Raw genomic sequence first — 17033 nt, 5'->3', positions numbered from 1 at the left:
AGCGCGCAATCATGGATGCGCAGGCCTGGCCTGCCGGCATCTGGCGCACTTCACGGCGCCACTCGTGATTCAAGCAGATGTTCATTCAGCAATCTCCTGCAACCAGCGCGCAATCATGGATGCGCAGGCCTGGCCTGCCGGCATCTGGTGCACTTTACGGCGCCACTCGTGATTCAAGCAGATGTTCATTCAGCAACCTCCTGCAACCAGCGCGCTATGGTGCGCAGACCGTGCCCCTTGGCGCCGGTCGCCCACAGCTCGTTGCCGGATTTCTGATAGGAGGCGGCGAGATCCAGGTGCACCCAGCCCTTGCCCTCGTCACGGACGAAGCGCGACAAGAACGCGGCGGCCGTGGTGGCACCGGCGGTGCCTTCGGCGGAGGCCACGTTGCCCAGCTCGGCGAAGGCCGAGGTGAGCTGCCCCACATGCCAGGGTTCCAGCGGCAGGGGCCAGGCCTTCTCGTTCTCGGCTTTCGCGGCGGCCAGGGCGCGCGCTTGCTCCCGCTCGTCTAAGGCAAACACGGCGTTGTAGTCGCGGCCCAGCGCCGTCTTGGCGGCGCCAGTCAGGGTGGCGGCATCGAGAATGTGGGCGGCGCCGCTGTCGGAGGCCGCCAGCAGGCCATCGGCCAGCACCAGGCGCCCTTCGGCGTCGGTGTTCTGGATCTCCACCGAGATGCCGTTCTTGTAGGTGAGGATGTCGCCGAGCTTGAAGGCGTGGCCTGAGACCAGGTTCTCGGCGCAGCAGAGGATGAGTTTCACCCGCTTGTCGAGGCCGCGGCTGATGGCGAGCGCCAGGGCGCCGGTCACCATGGCGGCCCCGCCCATGTCGGACTTCATCGGCAGCATGTTGTCAGAGGACTTCATGGAGTAGCCGCCGGAGTCGAAGGTGATGCCCTTGCCCACCAGGGCCGCCACCACGGGGGCGTTGCGATTCCCGGTCGGGTTGTAGTCCAGCTCCAGCAGCACGGGCTCGCGCTCGCTGCCGCGGCCCACCGACCAGATCCCGATATGGCCGGCCTCCCGCAGGGCTTCCCCTGCGGTGATGCGGGCGGTGACCTGATCGCCACCCAGGCCGCGGATCAGCAGCAGGGCGGACTCCGCCAGGCTCATGGGGTAGATCTCTTCCGGGCAACCGTTGGTCACCTCGCGCACCCAGCGGGTCGCCTTGACCAGGGCCTCCAGCTCGCGGGCATCCGCTGCGCTCTGCTCGCCGAAGTCCAGTTCACGCTGCCCCTTGGCGGCATAGAAGCCCTGGGCGAAGGCGTAACGGCGCTCCAGATCCCAACCCTCACCGACCAGGCTCACCCCCTTGATGCCGCTCGATTCGAGTCGGCGGGCCGCACGCTGAACTGTGCGCAGGATATCCTGCTGCTGGACGGTGGAACCCAGGTGGATCAGGGTCTCCTCACCGCTGAAACTGAGCAGGGCGCCTTCACCCCAGTGGGCGGCAGCGGCCTGGGCGGATAACAGTACCTTCATCATGTCAGCCATCTTCTCTTGCTTCCTTTTTTCTTGGCACGATTCATTAACAACGCGGGGTAACGGAGACAAAAAAGGCCGTTCCCCCGAGGGGTACGGCCTTCACCATATCATCACTGCACCATGGGATGCTGCACGCGCAATTCACTCATGTGTAATTAGCGGGTCAATCAATGACGCTCGGAGGCGAGGTTGATGGTGTACTTGGGCAGCTCCACCACCAGATCCTCGTCCGCCAGACGGGCCTGGCAACTCAGGCGGGATTCCGGCTCCAGTCCCCATGCCTTGTCCAGCATGTCGTCTTCCAGCTCATCGCTCGGCTCGAGGGAGTCAAATCCCTCCCGCACCACGCAGTGGCAGGTGGTACAGGCACAGGACTTCTCGCAGGCATGCTCGATCTCGATGCCGTTGCGCAGGGCGATGTCCAGTATGGTCTCACCGGTCGCGCCCTCGAGGGCGGCGCCGTCCGGACAGAGTTCGGGGTGAGGCAGAATGATCAGTTTGGGCATATTACACCTTGTTGACGTTTTGGCCGGTCAGCACCTTGCGAATGGACGCATCCATGCGACGGGCCGCAAACTCGCCACTGACGGCATCCGCCGCCTCGATGGCATCTTTGATTTGATTGGTTGTGCCGGTGGCACGCATGGCCAGCAGATGAGTGATCGCGGCATCGATATCGCGACGCTCAGCGGCATTGAGCAGCGCCTCGCCATCGGCGGCCAGCGCCGCATTGAGGCTCTCCACCACCCGATCGGCTTCGACCTGCTGCTCCGCCAGCATGCGGGCATCCATGTCCTGCTGGGCATTGGCGATGGAGGCGCTCAGCATGCTGAGGATGTCCTCTTCCGCCAAGCCATAGGAGGGCTTGACCTGGATCTCCGCCTGCACGCCGGAGGATTTCTCCATAGCACTGACCGACAGCAGCCCGTCCGCATCCACCTGGAAGGTGACGCGAATGTGGGCGGCGCCGGCCGCCATGGGCGGAATACCGGTCAGGGTGAAGCGGGCCAGGGAGCGGCAATCCGCCACCAGCTCGCGTTCTCCCTGCACCACGTGGATGGCCATGGCAGTCTGGCCATCCTTGAAGGTGGTGAACTCCTGGGCGCGGGCCACCGGTATGGTGGTGTTGCGCGGGATCACCTTCTCGGCAAGCCCCCCCATGGTCTCAAGACCGAGGGAGAGCGGGATCACGTCCAGCAGCAGCATCTCGGCATCGGGCTTGTTGCCCACCAGGATGTCGGCCTGGATGGCGGCGCCGATGGCGACCACCTTGTCCGGATCTATGCTGGTCAGCGGCGTACGCTGGAAGAACTCCCCCACCAGCTCGCGCACCAGCGGCACCCGGGTGGAGCCCCCCACCATCACCACTTCCAGCACCTCCACCTGCTCCAGACCCGCATCGCGCAAGGCGCGGCGGCAGGCCAGCAGGGTGCGCTTGACCAGCGGCAGGATGAGCTCGTCGAACTGGCTGCGGCTCACCTCCCCCTGCCAGCCGGCAAAGGTGCAGGCAACGCGGTCGGCATCCGTCAGGCCGTGCTTGACCGCCGCCGCCACGTCCAGCAGCTCGCGCTGGGTGCGGGCATCGAGCTGGCCGCTCAGGCCGGCTTGCGCCTTGATCCAGTCCGCCAGCAGGTGATCGAAGTCATCGCCCCCCAGCGCCGAGTCGCCGCCGGTGGCCATCACCTCGAACACCCCGCGATGCAGACGCAGGATGGAGATGTCGAAGGTGCCGCCGCCGAGGTCATAGACGGCAATCACCCCTTCCTGACCGGAGTCGAGGCCGTAGGCGATGGCGGCGGCGGTGGGCTCGTTGAGCAGGCGCAGCACGTGCAGGCCGGCCAGACGGGCCGCATCCTTGGTGCCCTGGCGCTGGGCGTCGTCGAAATAGGCGGGCACTGTGATGACCACGCCGTCGAGGTCGCCCCCCAGGGAGGCGGCGCCGCGCTCGGCCAGTTTTTTCAGGATCTCCGCCGAGACCTGCACCGGATTGACCAGCCCCTGGCGGGTCTGGATCTGGGGCATGCCGTTGTCGGCGGCCACGAACTCGTAAGGCTGCTGACGGGTATCCATGTCGGCCAGCGCCTTGCCCATCATCCGTTTGACCGAGACGATGGTGTTGTGGGGATCGAGGGCGGCTTCGCGCTTGGCGTCAAAACCCACCCTGATGGCGGCGTCCTGGCCAGCTTGATAGTGCACCACAGAGGGCAGCAGATCGCGCCCCTGCTCGTCACACAGGGTGTCGGCCTGGCCGCTGCGTACGGCGGCAACCAGGGAGTTGGTGGTGCCGAGATCGATGCCTACGGCACGTTTGTGCTGATGAGGTGCGGCGCTCTGGCCGGGCTCGGCGATTTGCAGTAATGCCATGGGTAATCACAATTCCAGCGTTAGAGGGTCAAGACTCGAACAGCGAGTCTTCGAATCGTTCCAGCTCCTCGAGGAGCTTGTCGACAAACTTGAGTTTGCGCACGCAATCGGCTGCCGCCAGATCTTCACCCGCGGTGAGGGCATCGGTCAGCCGTTGCATCAGAGACTGGTGATCATGCCTGATCTCGCGACGAAAATCTTCGATGGCCCCCTCAGGATCCGCTTCTCCTTTCAACTCGGCCAGGCGCTCGCGCCACTCCAGCTGTTGCATCAGGAAAGAGGTGTCTTGCAGGGTCTGTTGCTCGCCTCGAATGTCGGTGCCGCGCAGGGAGAGCAGGTATTCGGCTCGGCGCAGGGGGGACTTGAGGGTGGTGAAGGCATCGTTGATCTGGGCGGCACGCTGCACCGCGGCCAACTGCTCCCGCTCGGGGGCGGTGGCAAAACGATCGGGGTGAAACCGGGTTTGCAACTGGCGGTAGGTGTCTGCCAGCTGGCGGGTATCGAGCTCGAAGCCCTCTGCCAGCCCGAACAGCTCGAAATGATTCATTCTGTGTCCTCAGACTCGAAGGCTAGTGCCTTGCTCACCATCCATCTTGAACGGCAAAGCCGGCAGCAGGCTGCCGGCTTCATCGATTAGACGCTGAAGCTCTCGCCACAACCGCACTCGCCCTTGGCGTTCGGGTTGTTGAACTGGAAGCCCTCATTGAGGCCCTCCTTGACGAAGTCCAGCTCGGTGCCATCCAGATGGATCAGGCTCTTGGCATCGACGATGATCTTGACACCGTTCTGCTCGAACACCTGATCCTCAGCGGCCAGCTCATCCACAAACTCGAGCACATAGGCAAGGCCAGAACAGCCGGTGGTCTTAACGCCGAGGCGCAGGCCTATGCCCTTGCCCCGGTTGGTTATGAAAGAGGAAACCCGTGCCGCTGCGGCATCTGTCATGGTAATGGCCATACTGCTCTCCGGACCTTAGAGACCTTTCTTCTGCTTGTAATCGGCGATGGCAGCCTTGATAGCATCCTCCGCCAGAATGGAGCAGTGGATCTTCACCGGTGGCAGGGCCAGCTCTTCGGCGATGTCGGTGTTCTTGATGCCAGCGGCTTCGTCCAGGGTCTTGCCCTTGACCCACTCGGTCACCAGGGAGCTGGAGGCGATGGCGGAGCCACAGCCGTAGGTCTTGAACTTGGCGTCTTCGATGATGCCGTCGTCGCTGATCTTCAGTTGCAGCTTCATCACGTCGCCACAGGCCGGGGCGCCGACCATGCCGGTCGCGATGCTGGGGTCGTTCTTGTCAAAACCACCGACGTTGCGGGGATTCTCGTAGTGGTCGATTACTTTTTCACTGTAAGCCATATCTAACTCCTGCTAATTCCGTTGTTCACCAAACACTTGCCACGCTGGCAAGGATCAGTGATGTGCCCATTCGACCGTGTTCAGATCGACGCCGTCCTTGAACATCTCCCACAGGGGGGACATCTCGCGCAGACGACCGATGGAGTCGCAGATGAGCTTGATTGCGTAGTCGATCTCTTCCTCTGTGGTGAAGCGACCGATGCTGAAGCGGATGGAGCTGTGTGCCAGCTCGTCGTTCAGGCCCAGGGCGCGCAGCACGTAGGAAGGCTCCAGGCTGGCCGAGGTACAGGCCGAACCGGAAGAGACAGCCAGATCCTTCAGCGCCATGATGAGGGATTCCCCTTCCACATAGGCGAAGCTGACATTCAGGTTACCCGGGACACGCTGGTCCAGATCGCCGTTGATATAGACTTCTTCGATGTTCTTGATGCCGTCCCACAGACGCTGACGCAGGGCCATGATGTGCTGGCTCTCGCTCGCCATCTCTTCCTTGGCGATGCGGAAGGCCTCGCCCATGCCGACGATCTGGTGAGTCGCCAGGGTGCCTGAGCGCATGCCGCGCTCATGACCGCCACCGTGCATCTGGGCTTCCAGACGCACCCGCGGCTTGCGGCGCACGTACAGGGCACCTATGCCCTTCGGGCCGTATACCTTGTGGGCGGACATGGAGAGCAAGTCCACTTTCAGCGCTTCCACATCGACCGGGATCTTGCCCACACTCTGGACCGCGTCCACGTGCAGCAGGATCTTGCGGGAGCGGCACAGCTCGCCGATGGCGTTGATGTCTTGCACCACGCCGATCTCGTTGTTGACGTGCATGATGCTGACCAGGATGGTGTCATCGCGCAGGGCGCCTTCGATCTGCGCCAGGGTGAACAGGCCGTTAGGCATCGGTTCGAGGTAGGTCACCTCGTAGCCTTCACGCTCCAGCTGACGGCAGGTGTCGAGCACCGCCTTGTGTTCAGTCTTGGAGGTGATGATGTGCTTGCCCTTGCCAGCATAGAAGTGGGCTATGCCCTTGATGGCCAGGTTGTTGGATTCGGTCGCGCCGGAGGTGAAGACGATCTCGCGAGGATCTGCACCAATCAGCTCTGCCACTTGATTACGGGCCAGGTCCACCGCCTCTTCGGCCTGCCAGCCGAAACGGTGAGAGCGGGAGGCAGGATTGCCAAACAGGCCGTCCATGGTGAGGCACTGCATCATTTTTTCTGCGACACGCGGGTCCACCGGACAGGTTGCCGAATAATCAAGGTAAATAGGCAGTTTCATGTTTTTCTCCGTTACGACGGGGTCACACAGCGACTCGTCGTGGAAAGCACGTTTATAGTTGGACTTTCAAGCTCACATCACCGCGTTCTGCCCGGTCAACCAGGGACAACACGGTCTTCATTTGTTCATCTTGCTTGCCGGCGATGCGGCGCACATCGGCCTGACCGACCAGCTCAGCCAGGGTGATGTCCCCCAGGAAACTGGAAATGCGCTCGCTCAAGTCACGCCACAGGGAGTGGGTCAGACACTGGGTACCGCCGTGGCAGCCACCCTTGCCGAGACACTTGGTCGCATCGACCGACTCATCGACTGCGGTGATCACCTGACCTACCGAGATCTCGCCAGGGGCCAGACCGAGGCGATAACCACCGCCCGGGCCGCGCACGCTGCTCACCAGTCCATGCTTGCGCAGACGGGCAAACAGTTGTTCCAGATAGGACAAGGAGATGCCCTGGCGCTCTGAAATATCAGCCAGGGGAACGGGCCCCTGCTCTGCATGCAACGCCACGTCTAGCATGGCTGTCACAGCGTAACGTCCTTTTGAGGTCAGTCTCATATGCCTTACCGTCTTGCGAACAAATCAATATGGGCACATGGTCACATACCCGACTAAAACAGTCAAGTATATGCTTGAGTAAATCAGTCGGGATTAATCCTGTGGCCGGGCTTTCTGCACCGAGGTGAGAATGCCCCGCAGTATATTCAATTCAACCACTTCCGGCCGGGCGCGATTGAACAGACGACGCAACTTGCTCATCACATGACCGGGGTGATCATCGGCAATGAAACCTGTCTTCTGCAGGGTCTGCTCCAGGTGCAGATAGAAACCTTCCAGCTGCTGCGCGCTGGGATAATCGGCCCGCTCCGCCTCTGCGCCCGCCGTGTCACTCCCCTGAGTCTCCAGCCAGTGCATGCGCACCTCGTAGCAGAGGGTCTGCACCGCCATGGCCAGATTGAGGGAGCTGTAGTCGGGATTGGCCGGGATGGCCACGTGGTAGTGGCACTTCTGCAGCTCGTCGTTGGTGAGACCGGTGCGTTCACGGCCAAACACCAGGGCGACCGGGTGCGTTACCCCTTCCTTCACCAGCTTCTCGCCCGCTTCACGGGGATCCAGCATGGGCCAGCTCAGGGTGCGGGATCGGGCACTGGTGCCGATGACCAGGCCACAATCGGCGATGGCGTCGTCCAACGTCGGGACTATGCGGGCATTGGCCAGCACATCGCCGGCCCCTGCCGCCAGGGCGATGGCATTGTCATCTGGCAAGGCTTGCGGATCAACCAACACCAGCTGCGTCAGCCCCATGGTCTTCATGGCTCTCGCCGCAGACCCCATGTTGCCGGTGTGAGAGGTGTTTACCAACACGATACGAATCTGATCCAACATGCCCAGTCAATCTTCAGTCAAAAATGGCGCGCAATTGTAACATAACCAATCGCTATTTTGGCACCGCTTCTGACCCCGCATTTCAGAACAAAAGTGATGGTTCGTATAACCAACCGGCCTGAAGGCGGGAAAAGGGAGGGCTAACCTTAGAGGGTCGAGCTGCATTACCCGGAGTCACCCTCTCATGCTTCCCCCCTGGATCTATGAACAACTGCCGCTGCTTTACCTGCTGCTCTCCGCGGCGCTGTGGTCCTTTGCCCACTCCCCGCTGCTCTGGCTCGCGGCAACTCTGCTGTTTGCCGTGGGTGCTCTCCTCTGGATGATGCGCTCCAACTACAGGCGCACCGATCTGATCATCTATCCTGCCAAGCGCTGGTTGCAACCGGAGTGGTACTACGAGGCCCTGCCCTTCCTGTGGCTGGCACTCGGGCTGGTGCTGCTGCGCCTGCCTGACACCACGGCCCTGCTCGCCCTGCTCCCCTGCCTCTGGGCCGGTCGCTGCCTGTGGGCCCGGCGGCGTCACCGCCATCATGCCCGGGGGCTGGCCCTGCAGCTGAGACGCGGCTCAGGCCATAGACGCGGGCAGCGGATCCTGCGCTGATCGCACCCGCGCTATCAGGGTGGCCAGATCCATCAGGGGATATTTCATCAGCCCGGGCAGTCCATCGAGATCCAGGCTGTCCATCAGGTTCTTCACCTCGAGGCCCAGCTCGGTATCCCCTTCTATCTTCAGCCTGCGCTGGAAGAAGAGGGAGTCCGGATCCTCCTTGCGACCAGCAATCAGGATGAGATCCTGGCTGCTGCCGCTGAAGCAGACATCGGCTCGCTCGCATTCACGGGCCACCACCAGTTTTCCCTCTCGCTCGCTGACGAACCAGCAGAGCTCGAGATCCGATACCTCGACTTTGAGCCACTTGCCCGCCAGGAAGGCGAAATCCCCGTCTTGGATGGCTTCCTTGAACGCCTGCGCCAGCAAGGCCTCCATCAGGTTTTGCTGCAGGGTGAAGGGCACCAGCTTGAGGGGATGACGCAAGAGACGAGGGGCCTGTTCGATCAGGCGGCGTTGCAGTTGTTGAAACACGATAAACTCCCAGTTTTTTGCCCATTCAAACACAGTGCAATTTTCAGGATCCTGTTGAAAATCAAACTTGTGCCCACTTACCTCAAGAAGGGTAAAGCCACCTAAAGCTGCCTCAGGTCAAAAAGCGGGGGTCCAAGCCTGCATACAATCGGGCCACTTTTTGCATTTTTGCCCTCTCGGAGCGTACCCGATGGAATTACTCTGCCCGGCAGGCAGCCTGCCGGCACTGAAGACAGCCGTGGATAACGGGGCCGATGCCGTCTACATCGGCTTCAAGGATGACACCAATGCCCGCCACTTCGCCGGGCTCAACTTCACGGACAGCAAGCTGGAAAGAGCGGTGGACTATGTGCACCGACATGGCCGCAAGCTGCACATCGCCATCAACACCTTCGCCCACCCGGGCTCGGATGCCAGATGGAAACAGGCGGTGGACAGAGGGGTGGCGCTCGGTGCCGATGCCCTCATCATCGCCGATCTCGCCGTGCTGGATTACGCCAGCCGCCATCATCCCGACATGGAGCTCCATGTCTCGGTCCAGGCCAGCGCCACCAACGCTGCCGCCATCCGCTTCTACCAGCAGCACTTCAACGTCGGCCGGGTGGTGCTGCCACGGGTGCTCTCCATGCACCAGGTCAGGCAGCTGGCCCGCGAGACCGATGTCGGCCTCGAGGTGTTCGCCTTCGGCAGCCTCTGCATCATGGCGGAGGGGCGCTGCTATCTCTCCTCCTACATGACGGGCGAAAGCCCCAATACCGTGGGCGCCTGCTCCCCCGCCAAGTTCGTGCGCTGGGAAGAGACCCCCCGCGGTCTCGAATCCCGTCTCAACGAGGTGCTGATCGATCGCTACGGCCCGGGGGAAAACGCCGGTTACCCGACCCTGTGCAAGGGGCGTTTCGAGGTGGATGGCCAGACCTACCACGCCCTGGAGGAGCCTACCAGCCTCAACACCCTCGGCCTCTTGCCCGAGCTGTTCCAGACCGGGATCCAGTCGGTCAAGATCGAGGGCCGCCAGCGCAGCCCCGCCTATGTCGAACAGGTGACCCGGGTCTGGCGCGCCGCCATCGACGCCTATCAGGCCAACCCCGACGCCTACAGCGTCAAGAGCGAGTGGGATGCCCAGCTTGCCCGCGTCTCCGAGGGAAGCCAGACTACCCTCGGCGCCTATCATCGCCAGTGGCAATAAAAGGATCACATCATGCAATTCTCTCTCGGGCCCCTGCTCTTCTACTGGCCCAAGGCCGATACCCAGGCCTTCTATGAGGCGGCGGCGCAGAGCCAGGCCGACATCATCTATCTGGGCGAGACGGTGTGCAGCAAGCGCCGCGAACTGAAAGGGGATGACTGGATTGCCCTGGCCCGCCAGGTGGCGAGCTCGGGCAAGCAGGCCGTGCTCTCCACCCTGGCGCTGATCTCGGCGCCGTCGGAGCTCAAGGAGGTCAAGCGGCTGGTCGACAACGGCGATCTCATGGTCGAGGCCAACGATCTCGGCGCCGTACAGCTCGCCTGGGAGGCGGGGCTGCCCTTCGTGTGCGGCCCGGCCATCAATGCCTACAATGCCGAGGTGCTGCGCATGCTGCTCAAGCAGGGGATGCGGCGCTGGGTGATGCCGGTGGAACTCTCCCGCGACTGGCTGGTGCAGCTCAGCCAGGATCTGGGGCCGGCCCGCCAGCAGTTCGAGGTGGAGGTGTTCGCTTACGGCCACCTGCCGCTCGCCTATTCGGCGCGCTGTTTCACCGCCCGCTCCCTCGACAAGCCCAAGGACAACTGCGAGCTCGCCTGCATCCACTACCCCACGGGGCGACTCGCCAGCAGCCGCGAGGGGCAGAAGGTGTTCAATCTCAACGGCATCCAGACCCAGTCTGGCTACTGCTACAACCTCGGCAACGAGCTCGAAGGCATGGCGGGACTGGTGGACGTGGTGCGCCTCTCCCCCGAAGGGATGGACACACTCGACATGCTGGCCCGTTTCAAGGCCAACCAGCAGGGTCAGGCACCGCTGCCCCTGCAACAGGAGCGGGACTGCAACGGTTACTGGCGCCAGATCCCCGGCATGAGCCTGGTGGAGTAACACTCGGCATCCCCCAGCAACAGACAGCAAAAAGGCCTCATCAAGAGGCCTTTTTCACGGAGGGCTGATGCCCTCTCACGCTTTGCTGTTTTTGCCCTGGGCACCCGGCGGCAAGGGTTTGCGCGCCATCAGCTCCAGCTCGAGCAGGGCATAGCGATGCTCGATGAAGTCATAGACGTTGTTGGCCAGCGCCAGCTTGAAGTAGCTGATGGCTTCCTTGCGGTTGCCCTTGGCCAGCTCGAACTTGCCGAGGTAGAAGTAGGTCTCGCACAGGCGCTCGGCGAGCTCCCGGTTATCCTTCACCCCTTTCACCACGTTGCCCATCAGCTGGGTGGCATTGATCTCGCCGGTATAGAGGCGGACCAGGTCCCAGTTCCAGGCGTCGTCGTCATACTTGTTCAGCCGCTCGCGCATCCGGCTCATGGCCGCCGGCCCGTTGAGCTTCTGCTCGGCCAGATAGAGCCAGATCACCCGGTAGGGATCTTCCGGCTGCGCCTCGTAGAAACGCTTCATGTCGGCGGTGGCAAGCTCGGGCCTGTTGCCGTAATAGAGCGCTATGCCACGGTTGAGGTAGGCGTAATCGTAATCCGGGGCGAGCTCGAGTGCCGAATCGAATGCCTCATAGGCCTCGTCATAGTTCTGTTGCTGAACCAGATAGACACCGATGAAGTTGTAAGCCTCGGCAAAGTCGGGCTTCTCCCGCAGGGCGCGGTTGAAGTCGAGCCGAGCGAGGGAACGAAGGCCAACCCGGTCAAACACCACGGCACGCTCATAGAACAACTCGGCGCGCTGTTCGGTCGTCAATTCCATTTCACTGAGCATCTGCCCGAGTCGCGCCAAGGCCAACTCGCTCTGGTAGGAGACCTGCAAGGGGGTCGCCAATACCAATGAAGCGGGTTGCGGCTTGGGAACTTGAGGCGCTGTAACCTGACTGCTACTGCTGCATCCCCACATGGGGAGCAACAACAGGATACCGGTGAGGTATCCAATCCCTATCCTGACGTTCAATGAACACTCCGACGCTTACGCTTGACCCCGCATATGGTAAAGGTCAACCGGCCTTTTGTCATGTGGCGCAACCCCTATCCCTCAAATAAATCAGGATTCGACAGGGTATCCGGCGTCACGCCAACCACGAAAGCCTCCATCGACGCTGACCACCCGGGAATACCCCATCTTTTGCAGGTTGTCCGCCGCCAGGATGGAGCGAAATCCCCCACCACAATAGAGGTAGAGCTCGGTGTCGGGATCGGGAAAACGGGTCTCGATGTCCCGCTCCATCACGCCGCGGCCCAGGTGCTCTGCCCCCGGCAGGTGCCCTTTCGCCCACTCGTTATCTTCCCGCACATCGATCAGGTGAAAATCACGGCCTTCTTCCTGCCAGCGCCTGATCTGGTGCACGTCGGTTTCCCGTATCTGCGGGCGAATGGCCTCTACCAGGGCCAGAAAACGGGGATTGTGTTGCATGGCTTGCTCCTTGCATTCTTGCAATGGGTCATGAGGATGGGTGCTGGGGAGCATAATGACTCAAGCGCTCCCCAAGAGAAAGGGCGCCTTGTGGCGCCCTTGTCTGTTACGGCAGGATCTCTTGCTGATCCGCCCCTTCTTTTTCCACCTGGGTCGGCAGCATGTGCTCCCGTTTGACCCCGAAGAACATGGCAGAGGCACTCGCCACATAGATGGAGGAGTAGGTCCCGAAGGCCACCCCTATCACCATGGCGATGGCAAAACCGTGGATCAGCGGGCCCCCCTTGAGCAGCAGCGCCACCACCACCACGAAGGTCAACCCCGAGGTGATGATGGTCCGGCTCAGGGTCTCGGTCATGGAGAGATCCATGATGAAGGCGGTATCCCCCTTGCGCACCTTGCGGAAGTTCTCCCGCAGACGGTCGAACACCACTATGGTGTCGTTCAGGGAGTAGCCCACCAGGGTCATCAGCGCCGCCAGCACGGTCAGATCGAACTCGTACTGGAAGTAGGCGAAGATGCCGAGGGTGATGATCACATCGTGCGCCAGGGAGAGGATGCCCCCCATCGCCAGACGCCACTCGAAGCGCACCGCCACGTAGGCCAGGATACAGAGGATGGAGGCCAGCATGGCCAAGGCACCGTCTGTCGCCAGCTCGTCACCCACCGAAGGACCGACGAACTCGACGCGCTTGAGAACGGCGCCCTCGTCGATCAGATTGGCGGCTGCCAGCACCTCGTTGCCCTGCTGCTCGACCTTGACCCCCTCTTTCGGGGCCATGCGCACCAGCACGTCGCGGCTGGAGCCGAAGAATTGCAGGGTAGCCCCTTCAATCTTCTGCTGATCCAGCGCTTCGTGCATCTTGTCCAGGCTCACCGATTGCTGGAACCCCACCTCTATGGTGGTGCCCCCGGTAAAGTCCAGCCCCCAGTTCAGGCCGCGATCGAACAGGCAGAACAGGGCGAGCATCGTCAGCAAGGCAGAGAACACCATTCCCGACTTGGCGAAACGCATGAAGGGGATGGGCTTTTCAAAATGTAGAATCTGAAACATGTCTCTTCCTTAGATCGGCAGCTTGTCGATGCGCCGTCCGCCCCAGGCCAGGTTGATGATGGCGCGGGATACAGTAATGGCCGTAAACATGGAGGCGGTCAGACCTATGCCCAGGGTCAGGGCGAAGCCCTTGATGGCGCCGGTGCCGATACCAAACAAGATCACACAGGTGATGAGCGAGGTGACGTTGGAGTCGGCGATGGTCGAGAAGGCGCGGTCGAAGCCCATGTGGATGGCTTGCTGCACCCCGCGGCCGTTGCGGATCTCTTCACGAATACGCTCGTAGATCAGCACGTTCGCATCCACCGCCATGCCCAGCGTCAGCACGATACCGGCAATGCCCGGCAGTGTCATGGTGGCCCCCGGGATCATCGACATGATACCGACGATCAGCACCAGGTTCATGGTCAGCGCCAGGTTGGCCACCCAACCGAACGCACGGTAGTAGATCCCCATGAACAGCACTATCACCAGCATGGCCCAGCCGATGGCTTCCATACCGCTGTCGATGTTCTGCTGACCCAGGCTCGGGCCTATGGTGCGCTCTTCGACAATCTGGATGGGGGCTATCAGGGCACCGGCACGCAGCAGCAGCGCCAGGTTGTGGGCTTCGTTGGCGTTGTCGATACCGGTGATACGGAACTGGCTGCCAAGGCGCGACTGGATGGTGGCAACGTTGATCACCTCCTCCTGCTTGCGGAACTTGCGCTTGCCGTCCGGACCGGGTTGACCCACCGGCTTGTACTCGATGAAGACGGTGGCCATGCCCTTACCAACGTTGTCCTTGGTAAAGTTGGCCATCTTGTTGCCACCCTGGCCATCGAGCTTGATGTTGACCTGGGGACGGCTGTATTCATCGAAACCGGACTGGGCACCCACGATGTGGTCACCGGTCAGGATCACGCGCTTTTGCAGCACCACGGGACGACCGTTGCGATCGTTGTAGACCTTGGAGCTCGGCGGCACCCGGCCCGCGGCAGCGGCCTGGATGTCGGCGGCCTCATCGACCATGTGGAACTCCAGGGTGGCGGTGGCCCCCAGGATCTCCTTGGCACGGGCGGTGTCCTGGATACCGGGCAACTCCACCACGATGCGCTCGGCACCCTGCTGTTGTACCAGCGGCTCGGCCACACCCAGCTCGTTCACCCGGTTACGGATGATGGTGATGTTCTGCTCGAGGGCGTACTTCTTCACTTCCTTGATCTTGGCTTCACTCAGGCCAGCCAGCAGGATGAAGTCATCCCCTTTCTGCTCTGTGGTGAAGGTGAGATCCGGATTCTGCCGACGCAGGAAAGAGGCCGCCTTGGCCTGATCGGCCTCCTCGCGGAACACCACCTGCACCTGATCACCGACCCGGCGTACACCGGAGTAGCGGATCTTCTGGGTGCGCAACTCGGAGCGGAAATCCTGCACCATCTGCTCTTGCTGCTTGGTCAGCGCCTCGGCCATGTCCACTTCCATCAGGAAGTGCACACCACCGCGCAGGTCCAGACCCAGCTTGAGGGGAGCGGCGCCTATGGCTTCGAGCCAGGCAGGCGTGGAAGGTGCCAAGTTGAGGGCAGTGATGAAGTTGTCGCCCAGCTTGTTGGCGACGATGTCACGTGCCTTGAGCTGGTCTTCGGTATTGGTGAACCGGATCAGAATGAAACCGTGTTCGAACGCAGCATGTTTGACCGGGATCTGAGCCGCTTCGAGCGTCTCCTTCACCTGATCGAGCGTCTCTAGTTTGACTTCGGCACCACGGCTGGCAGATACCTGCAAGGCCGGGTCTTCGCCGTAAAGATTGGGGGCTGCATATAGAAAACCGATGGCGATCACGACGATCACCATCAGGTATTTCCACAGCGGATAGCGATTTAACACGCTGTGCTCCTCGGGAGATTAAAGGGACTGGATAGAACCCTTGGGCAGAACGGCAGAGACGAAATCACGCTTGATGGTGACCTGGGTCTGATCGTTCAGGGCCAGCACTATGTAGTCGCTATCGGCGGAGACCTTGGCGATCTTGCCGACCAGGCCACCGGAGGTGAGCACTTCGTCACCCTTGGCCAGGGAGCTCATCAGATCGCGATGAGTCTTGGCGCGCTTGGCCTGGGGACGGTAGATCATGAAATAGAAGATGAGGCCAAACACGGCCAGCATGATGATCATTTCCATGCCACCACCCTGTGCACCCGGAGCTGCGCCTTCTGCATACGCCTTGGAGATAATGCTCATTTAACAACCTCTTATTGATGTAGATTTGAAAACTAACTTATATGTCGTTGTTATTTCACGTCATTTTCAGTTAACGGAGGCACGGGCTTCCCTTGCCGACGGTAAAACTCAGTTACAAAGTCGTCTAATTTACCCTGCTCGATCGCGTCCCGCAAACCCTGCATCACACGCTGGTAATAACGCAGGTTATGAATGGTATTCAGACGGGCACCGAGGATCTCGTTGCACTTGTCCAGATGGTACAGATAGCTGCGGGTGTAGTTCTTGCAGGTGTAGCAATCGCAGTCCGCATCCAGGGTGCTGGTGTCCTCGCGATACTTGGCGTTGCGGATCTTGACCACACCATCGGTGGTGAACAAATGACCGTTGCGAGCGTTGCGGGTCGGCATCACGCAATCGAACATGTCGATGCCGCGGCGCACCCCTTCCACCAGATCTTCGGGTTTGCCCACCCCCATCAGGTAGCGCGGCTTGTCGGCCGGGATTTTCGGGCAGACGTGATCCAGGATGCGGTGCATGTCCTCCTTGGGCTCACCCACCGCCAGACCGCCGACCGCATAGCCGTCAAAACCGATCTCCAGCAGGCCGTCCAGGGAGACATCCCGCAGCGGCTCGTAGACGGAGCCCTGGATGATGCCGAACAGGGCGTTCTTGTTGCCCAGGGCATCGAACTTGTCGCGGGAGCGCTTGGCCCAGCGCAGGGACATCTCCATCGACTTGCGCGCCTCTTCGTAGGTCGCCGGATAGGGCGTGCACTCGTCGAAGATCATCACGATGTCGGAGCCCAGATCGTACTGGATCTCCATGGATTTTTCGGGGTCGAGGAAGATCTTCTCGCCGTTGATGGGATGACGGAAATGCACCCCCTCCTCGGTGATCTTGCGAATGTGACCCAGGCTGAACACCTGGAAACCACCGGAATCGGTGAGGATGGGGCCCTGCCAGTTCATGAAGTCGTGCAGATCCCCGTGGGCGCGCATCACCGCCTGACCCGGCCGCAGCCAGAGGTGGAAAGTGTTGCCAAGCAGGATCTGGGCGCCGGTCTCGCGCACCTCTTCCGGGGTCATCCCCTTGACGGTGCCGTAAGTACCGACCGGCATGAAGGCCGGGGTCTGGACCACACCGCGCTCGAATACCAGCTGACCGCGACGGGCGCGACCATCTGTGGTTTTCAGTTCAAATTTCATTGCTACCTCGATTCAGTCAGAGAAACAGTCTGACAACGGAGGGCCCCATGGGCCCGATACAAGAAACCGGCCAGGATCCTGACAAGGAGTCCCTGAACGGCT

At 61.4% G+C, this 17033-nt stretch carries 19 protein-coding genes; 3 read left to right on the top strand and 16 right to left on the bottom strand.

Translation table 11 applies throughout. From position 1 onward, the window contains the following. Positions 1-185 precede the first annotated feature (185 nt). The 9 genes from pepB to trmJ all read right to left on the bottom strand — a co-directional run bounded on the left by pepB (position 186) and on the right by trmJ (position 7854). Positions 186-1490, bottom strand: a complete 1305-nt coding sequence (pepB, locus tag AAHB08_RS05120; protein ID WP_342058316.1) for an aminopeptidase PepB — start codon at positions 1488-1490, stop codon at positions 186-188. 158 nt (positions 1491-1648) lie between these two features. Next, a complete protein-coding gene (gene fdx, locus AAHB08_RS05115; protein WP_005324284.1) occupies positions 1649-1987 on the bottom strand; it encodes an ISC system 2Fe-2S type ferredoxin in 339 nt (112 codons plus the stop codon). 1 nt (position 1988) lies between these two features. Continuing rightward, complete coding sequence (gene hscA / locus AAHB08_RS05110) at positions 1989-3845, bottom strand: Fe-S protein assembly chaperone HscA (RefSeq protein WP_342058315.1); 1857 nt, start codon at positions 3843-3845, stop codon at positions 1989-1991. A 28-nt stretch (positions 3846-3873) separates the two neighbouring features. Then, positions 3874-4392 (bottom strand): co-chaperone HscB, encoded by a 519-nt coding sequence (gene hscB, locus AAHB08_RS05105; protein WP_043131709.1) that lies wholly within the window; start codon positions 4390-4392, stop codon positions 3874-3876. Between the two features lie 86 nt (positions 4393-4478). Further along, complete coding sequence (gene iscA / locus AAHB08_RS05100; RefSeq protein ID WP_005324290.1) at positions 4479-4802, bottom strand: iron-sulfur cluster assembly protein IscA; 324 nt, start codon at positions 4800-4802, stop codon at positions 4479-4481. A 15-nt stretch (positions 4803-4817) separates the two neighbouring features. Then, on the bottom strand, positions 4818-5201 hold the full coding sequence (gene iscU / locus AAHB08_RS05095; RefSeq protein ID WP_005299770.1) for a Fe-S cluster assembly scaffold IscU: 384 nt from the start codon (positions 5199-5201) through the stop codon (positions 4818-4820). 54 nt (positions 5202-5255) lie between these two features. Further along, positions 5256-6470, bottom strand: coding sequence for an IscS subfamily cysteine desulfurase (locus AAHB08_RS05090; RefSeq protein WP_342058314.1), 1215 nt, complete (start codon positions 6468-6470; stop codon positions 5256-5258). A 52-nt stretch (positions 6471-6522) separates the two neighbouring features. Further along, the gene (gene iscR, locus AAHB08_RS05085) at positions 6523-7026 is read right to left on the bottom strand and encodes a Fe-S cluster assembly transcriptional regulator IscR (protein ID WP_025327241.1); all 504 of its coding nucleotides are present in this window, start codon (positions 7024-7026) and stop codon (positions 6523-6525) included. Between the two features lie 93 nt (positions 7027-7119). Next, on the bottom strand, positions 7120-7854 hold the full coding sequence (gene trmJ / locus AAHB08_RS05080; RefSeq protein WP_342058313.1) for a tRNA (cytosine(32)/uridine(32)-2'-O)-methyltransferase TrmJ: 735 nt from the start codon (positions 7852-7854) through the stop codon (positions 7120-7122). A gap of 184 nt (positions 7855-8038) precedes the next feature. Between trmJ and AAHB08_RS05075 the strand changes: the two genes are divergently transcribed. After that, positions 8039-8455, top strand: a complete 417-nt coding sequence (locus AAHB08_RS05075; RefSeq protein ID WP_342058312.1) for a hypothetical protein — start codon at positions 8039-8041, stop codon at positions 8453-8455. Here the strand turns inward: AAHB08_RS05075 and ubiT are convergent. Then, on the bottom strand, positions 8420-8935 hold the full coding sequence (ubiT, locus tag AAHB08_RS05070; protein WP_342058311.1) for a ubiquinone anaerobic biosynthesis accessory factor UbiT: 516 nt from the start codon (positions 8933-8935) through the stop codon (positions 8420-8422). The genes AAHB08_RS05075 and ubiT overlap by 36 nt on opposite strands. A 190-nt stretch (positions 8936-9125) precedes the next feature. Here ubiT and ubiU point away from each other — a divergent pair, with 190 nt between their 5' ends. Then, positions 9126-10121 (top strand): ubiquinone anaerobic biosynthesis protein UbiU, encoded by a 996-nt coding sequence (gene ubiU, locus AAHB08_RS05065; RefSeq protein WP_139434245.1) that lies wholly within the window; start codon positions 9126-9128, stop codon positions 10119-10121. Positions 10122-10133: 12 nt separating this feature from the next. Next, complete coding sequence (locus AAHB08_RS05060) at positions 10134-11006, top strand: U32 family peptidase (RefSeq protein WP_342058310.1); 873 nt, start codon at positions 10134-10136, stop codon at positions 11004-11006. Positions 11007-11081: 75 nt separating this feature from the next. Here AAHB08_RS05060 and nlpI read toward each other — a convergent pair whose 3' ends face one another. The 6 genes from nlpI to tgt all read right to left on the bottom strand — a co-directional run bounded on the left by nlpI (position 11082) and on the right by tgt (position 16931). Further along, positions 11082-12014 carry a lipoprotein NlpI gene (nlpI, locus tag AAHB08_RS05055; protein ID WP_307764782.1) on the bottom strand — a complete coding sequence of 311 codons (933 nt, stop codon included), beginning with the start codon at positions 12012-12014 and terminating at the stop codon, positions 11082-11084. A gap of 90 nt (positions 12015-12104) precedes the next feature. Beyond that, a complete protein-coding gene (locus tag AAHB08_RS05050; protein ID WP_025327248.1) occupies positions 12105-12473 on the bottom strand; it encodes a rhodanese-like domain-containing protein in 369 nt (122 codons plus the stop codon). 106 nt (positions 12474-12579) lie between these two features. Further along, positions 12580-13527 (bottom strand): protein translocase subunit SecF, encoded by a 948-nt coding sequence (gene secF, locus AAHB08_RS05045; protein ID WP_342058309.1) that lies wholly within the window; start codon positions 13525-13527, stop codon positions 12580-12582. A 9-nt stretch (positions 13528-13536) separates the two neighbouring features. Further along, positions 13537-15390 carry a protein translocase subunit SecD gene (gene secD, locus AAHB08_RS05040; protein ID WP_139745031.1) on the bottom strand — a complete coding sequence of 618 codons (1854 nt, stop codon included), beginning with the start codon at positions 15388-15390 and terminating at the stop codon, positions 13537-13539. Between the two features lie 18 nt (positions 15391-15408). Continuing rightward, complete coding sequence (gene yajC / locus AAHB08_RS05035) at positions 15409-15744, bottom strand: preprotein translocase subunit YajC (RefSeq protein ID WP_041205953.1); 336 nt, start codon at positions 15742-15744, stop codon at positions 15409-15411. Positions 15745-15794: 50 nt separating this feature from the next. Next, complete coding sequence (gene tgt, locus AAHB08_RS05030) at positions 15795-16931, bottom strand: tRNA guanosine(34) transglycosylase Tgt (protein WP_025327252.1); 1137 nt, start codon at positions 16929-16931, stop codon at positions 15795-15797. Positions 16932-17033: the final 102 nt, after the last annotated feature.

It is taken from the genome of Aeromonas sp. OTU364, assembly GCF_038440395.1.
GTDB lineage: Bacteria > Pseudomonadota > Gammaproteobacteria > Enterobacterales > Aeromonadaceae > Aeromonas.
Note: the sequence above shows the minus strand (reverse complement) of the source record. Positions and strands in the feature narration are given on the sequence as shown.

What these genes read in the sequence shown, in the direction of transcription:
- pepB (WP_342058316.1), bottom strand. Translation starts at nt 1,490, where the DNA reads ATGGCTGACATGATGAAGGTACTGTTATCCGCCCAGGCCGCTGCCGCC.
- fdx (WP_005324284.1), bottom strand. Translation starts at nt 1,987, where the DNA reads ATGCCCAAACTGATCATTCTGCCTCACCCCGAACTCTGTCCGGACGGC.
- hscA (WP_342058315.1), bottom strand. Translation starts at nt 3,845, where the DNA reads ATGGCATTACTGCAAATCGCCGAGCCCGGCCAGAGCGCCGCACCTCAT.
- hscB (WP_043131709.1), bottom strand. Translation starts at nt 4,392, where the DNA reads ATGAATCATTTCGAGCTGTTCGGGCTGGCAGAGGGCTTCGAGCTCGAT.
- iscA (WP_005324290.1), bottom strand. Translation starts at nt 4,802, where the DNA reads ATGGCCATTACCATGACAGATGCCGCAGCGGCACGGGTTTCCTCTTTC.
- iscU (WP_005299770.1), bottom strand. Translation starts at nt 5,201, where the DNA reads ATGGCTTACAGTGAAAAAGTAATCGACCACTACGAGAATCCCCGCAAC.
- AAHB08_RS05090 (WP_342058314.1), bottom strand. Translation starts at nt 6,470, where the DNA reads ATGAAACTGCCTATTTACCTTGATTATTCGGCAACCTGTCCGGTGGAC.
- iscR (WP_025327241.1), bottom strand. Translation starts at nt 7,026, where the DNA reads ATGAGACTGACCTCAAAAGGACGTTACGCTGTGACAGCCATGCTAGAC.
- trmJ (WP_342058313.1), bottom strand. Translation starts at nt 7,854, where the DNA reads ATGTTGGATCAGATTCGTATCGTGTTGGTAAACACCTCTCACACCGGC.
- AAHB08_RS05075 (WP_342058312.1), top strand. Translation starts at nt 8,039, where the DNA reads ATGCTTCCCCCCTGGATCTATGAACAACTGCCGCTGCTTTACCTGCTG.
- ubiU (WP_139434245.1), top strand. Translation starts at nt 9,126, where the DNA reads ATGGAATTACTCTGCCCGGCAGGCAGCCTGCCGGCACTGAAGACAGCC.
- AAHB08_RS05060 (WP_342058310.1), top strand. Translation starts at nt 10,134, where the DNA reads ATGCAATTCTCTCTCGGGCCCCTGCTCTTCTACTGGCCCAAGGCCGAT.
- AAHB08_RS05050 (WP_025327248.1), bottom strand. Translation starts at nt 12,473, where the DNA reads ATGCAACACAATCCCCGTTTTCTGGCCCTGGTAGAGGCCATTCGCCCG.
- secF (WP_342058309.1), bottom strand. Translation starts at nt 13,527, where the DNA reads ATGTTTCAGATTCTACATTTTGAAAAGCCCATCCCCTTCATGCGTTTC.
- yajC (WP_041205953.1), bottom strand. Translation starts at nt 15,744, where the DNA reads ATGAGCATTATCTCCAAGGCGTATGCAGAAGGCGCAGCTCCGGGTGCA.
- tgt (WP_025327252.1), bottom strand. Translation starts at nt 16,931, where the DNA reads ATGAAATTTGAACTGAAAACCACAGATGGTCGCGCCCGTCGCGGTCAG.